At 65.2% G+C, this 2,991-nt stretch carries 3 protein-coding genes and 1 pseudogene; 1 reads left to right on the forward strand and 3 read right to left on the reverse strand.

Going from position 1 to position 2,991, the window contains the following annotated elements:
* Positions 1–586, reverse strand: a pseudogene (locus tag B118_RS29280) (hypothetical protein); the annotation flags it as partial.
* Positions 587–630: 44 nt separating this feature from the next.
* Here B118_RS29280 and B118_RS0124640 point away from each other — a divergent pair.
* Positions 631–819 carry a hypothetical protein gene (locus B118_RS0124640; protein WP_155246520.1) on the forward strand — a complete coding sequence of 63 codons (189 nt, stop codon included), beginning with the start codon at positions 631–633 and terminating at the stop codon, positions 817–819.
* Between the two features lie 30 nt (positions 820–849).
* Here B118_RS0124640 and B118_RS0124645 read toward each other — a convergent pair whose 3' ends face one another.
* Entirely contained in the window at positions 850–1,065 is a 216-nt protein-coding gene (locus tag B118_RS0124645; protein ID WP_018811617.1) for a hypothetical protein, read from the reverse strand.
* A gap of 287 nt (positions 1,066–1,352) precedes the next feature.
* Positions 1,353–2,087 (reverse strand): LPXTG cell wall anchor domain-containing protein, encoded by a 735-nt coding sequence (locus B118_RS0124650; protein WP_018811616.1) that lies wholly within the window; start codon positions 2,085–2,087, stop codon positions 1,353–1,355.
* Positions 2,088–2,991 lie beyond the last annotated feature (904 nt).

The following is a 2,991-nucleotide window of genomic DNA, read 5'->3' on the forward strand; positions in this document are numbered from 1 at the left end:
GGGGTACGAGGCGGTCGTCCTGGACGGCGACGACCAGGATTTCGCCGGTGTTGGTCGGGATGATCGCCTGGTCGTGGTTGTCGAGGTAGAAGTACACGCCGCCGGCGATCTCGGTGGGGCTGGTGCTGGTGCTGCCGGGCAGGCTCAGGGCGGTGATCGCCTCGAGGGTGTCCGGGTCCAGTAGGAGCAGCCGAGGTGCCTGGCCCGGGGTGATGCAGACCGTGACGATCCGGCCCTTGGAGTCGAAGGTGACGGAGAGACACACTCCGCCCTGCAACCGGCTGCTCACCGTCAGGTCGCGGCCGGTCGGGCCGGGGTTTCGGTACGCGTCGGTCTGGTAGGCGTCGCCGTGGATGTTGCTGGAGCCGTTGGCGGCCATGAAGGGATGTCGCGGCACCGCTGCGGTGTCGATCGGGTGGGCTGTGGCCGGCTGACCCGTGAACGGCTGTAGTCCAACGCCGCGGGGATCGACGGGGATGGGCAGGGCGCGTCCAGTCGAACTGTCAACTGTGGTCGTACCAGGTAGAGCTAGGCCGATTGCCGTCATGACGGAGACTAGGGTGAGACCTCGCTTACGTACCTTCATGGCCCTGATTGTCGACGAACTTCGATAAAAGGTGAAGAGTGGCGGTGTGTGGGTTGCATCGGAAAGATCATTCAAACCCGGTCGTAAGGTTCACGATCAACACCACCCTCGCCACGCTCGGCGACTTCTACACCCCGATCCGGCCTCGGACCCTCAACGCCGCCAGGCCCGACCTGCCCAAACGAGCACGTGCCCGCGACAGCGTGCGCTCGCTGCGCGCCGTCGAAGGCTGACTCAGACCCCGCGACCGCACCGTCGCCCTGCTAGACGAGTTCTTCCGAAGTCCTGCAGTGGTCGTAGGCGGTCAGTGACCGGGTGACGGGTGCGCCCCCGGCCTGCTCGGTGACGCACTCAGCCTCGTCCTGGTCCTCAACGTGCAGGCCGCGCTCCAGCTGGCCGTCGGCGCGGTCGCCTACTCGGGACTGCGCTCGGTCCTGCAGCAGTGCCCCGCCCCTGCGGCAACGTTCCACTATGTGCACCAGGTGGATTCTTCAGGGATTGCAGCCGAGCATTTCCTTGAGCGCCGGACTCGGCCAATGTCGCTACGCGCTGCGTGGTGGTTGCACTGCTGGTTGGCTGATTGGCGACGGGGGTAGGCGACGGCGAGGTGCGTTTCGTGTCGTTCGGCCATTGCCTGAGCTGGCAACGGGCCACCTGCCCCGGTGTGCCGGGGGCGGGTGGCCCGTTGTCAACCAGTTCTACTTGGTGGTGTGGTTCGTTGATTGCGTCTACCCGGGGCGATGTTGAGCCGGGTGTGGTGAAGCGGTTAGGTCAGGAAGCGGGTGCGGCGGTGGCGTCCGATCAGGTAGCCCGCGCCGCCGAGGAGCAGAAGCGCACCGCCGATGCCGGCCACGGTCGCGGTGTTGGCGCCGGTCACGGGAAGTCCACCTCCCTCGCCGCCGGAGGCGCCCAGGCTGGCGGAGGGGGCAGGGGTCGGCGTGTCAGTAGCGGAGGCCGTCGGCGAAGCAGTCGTCGTGGGCGAAGCAGTAGCCGTGGTGCTCGGGGTCGGTGTGGCCTGAGCTGCGCAGTCAAGCTCACGTGCGGCGTACAGGCCGTCGTTCAGGAAAGCCAGGTGGGCGTCCATGCTCGAGGTGTTTAACACCTCTTGCGCGGCCTCATCCACGTTGGTGCCACCGGCCGCCAGGGCCTGGCTGATCTTGATCCTCAGGTCAGTCAACCAGACTTCCTCTATGTCTGTCGTGAGGAATGTGCGGAGATCGTCTTCGCTGCCGCTCAGCGCCGTCTGCAGTGCGCGAGGCGTGGCGACAAACGAGTGGTCGTTTGCCGCTGACCGGAGTTGGGCTACCAAGAGCCGCACCTTGATGTATTCGGCGGTGTCCGGGTCAATGGTGATGAGCTCGCGGACGTCCTTGTACACCTTGCGCTCGACCATCTGGCAGGACTCGTCCAGCCCAAGCGGTGGGGTCTCAGCCGCCGCCGGTGTTGCCGGAATAAAGAAAGCCAACGCCATTAGGGCGCCAGCCAGGATCTTCCCACGCATGTGGTTCCCTCCCGTGAAGTAGAAGGAGGGACATTACCCCAATGGATGAGAAGGGTCGGGGGTGGGATGCCGTGCCGATCGCTTTGTTGGACTGGTGTCGGTTGGTGGCATTTGGGACACAATTTGGGCCTGCTGCGGCATTCGCTATGCGTGGTCACGGTTGGGTGTGAGGTTGAGGCGAACTACTGGCCGGACGTTGACGACGTGGAGCGCGAGGATGGCGGGCCGTGCCGCCTCGCCCGGTGACGCAACCGTTGCATCGCATCCGGGACGACCAAGCGCGGGCCCGTGGGTGGACTATCCCGGTGGGGCATCAATCCGAGTCTGGGCGCAAGCCTCTCCAACCTGCGCGCTGCACGATTGCGCAGTTGCGGAAAATGTCATTCCGGACCAGTAGATGGGGTAAAGGCTGATCGCCTCTCCGCCGTCCGCCCGTACCACCGGAAAGTCGGTTTCGTAGGTCGCGCCATCGACTAGCCGGCCCTGAACGCGTAACACCAGATGCTCCGCGCTTGTGTCGGTGTCCGGGTACCGCTTGACGCCCACCACAAGCGGCCACTCGTCGTTCGGTAGCCGTCCCTCAGACGTGGTGAACTCGAGAATCGACCGGCAATTCGACCGACTGCCGGCAGTCTGGCACAGGTCGGCAAACTTGCCGGCCTGCGCCAGAGCCACGGCTTCCGAAAGTAGCTCCTCGGCTTCGCTTGGCTGAACTTGGCGCGGGCTTTCCTGGTTCGTTTTTGTCGTGCACGCGATGATGGATGAGAGCGTCAGGAGGGCTACGGTGCCGCCTAGTACTCCAGCCGGGAATTGTGATCACGGCTCGGTGAGGGCTTGCCGGGCGTAGTGGCTGGTCGTGGCTCGTGCTTGGTGACGGCGTCGGCGTACGGACCAGAGCAGTGGG

The sequence above is a fragment of the Salinispora pacifica CNR114 genome (genome assembly GCF_000514775.1).
GTDB lineage: Bacteria > Actinomycetota > Actinomycetes > Mycobacteriales > Micromonosporaceae > Micromonospora > Micromonospora pacifica.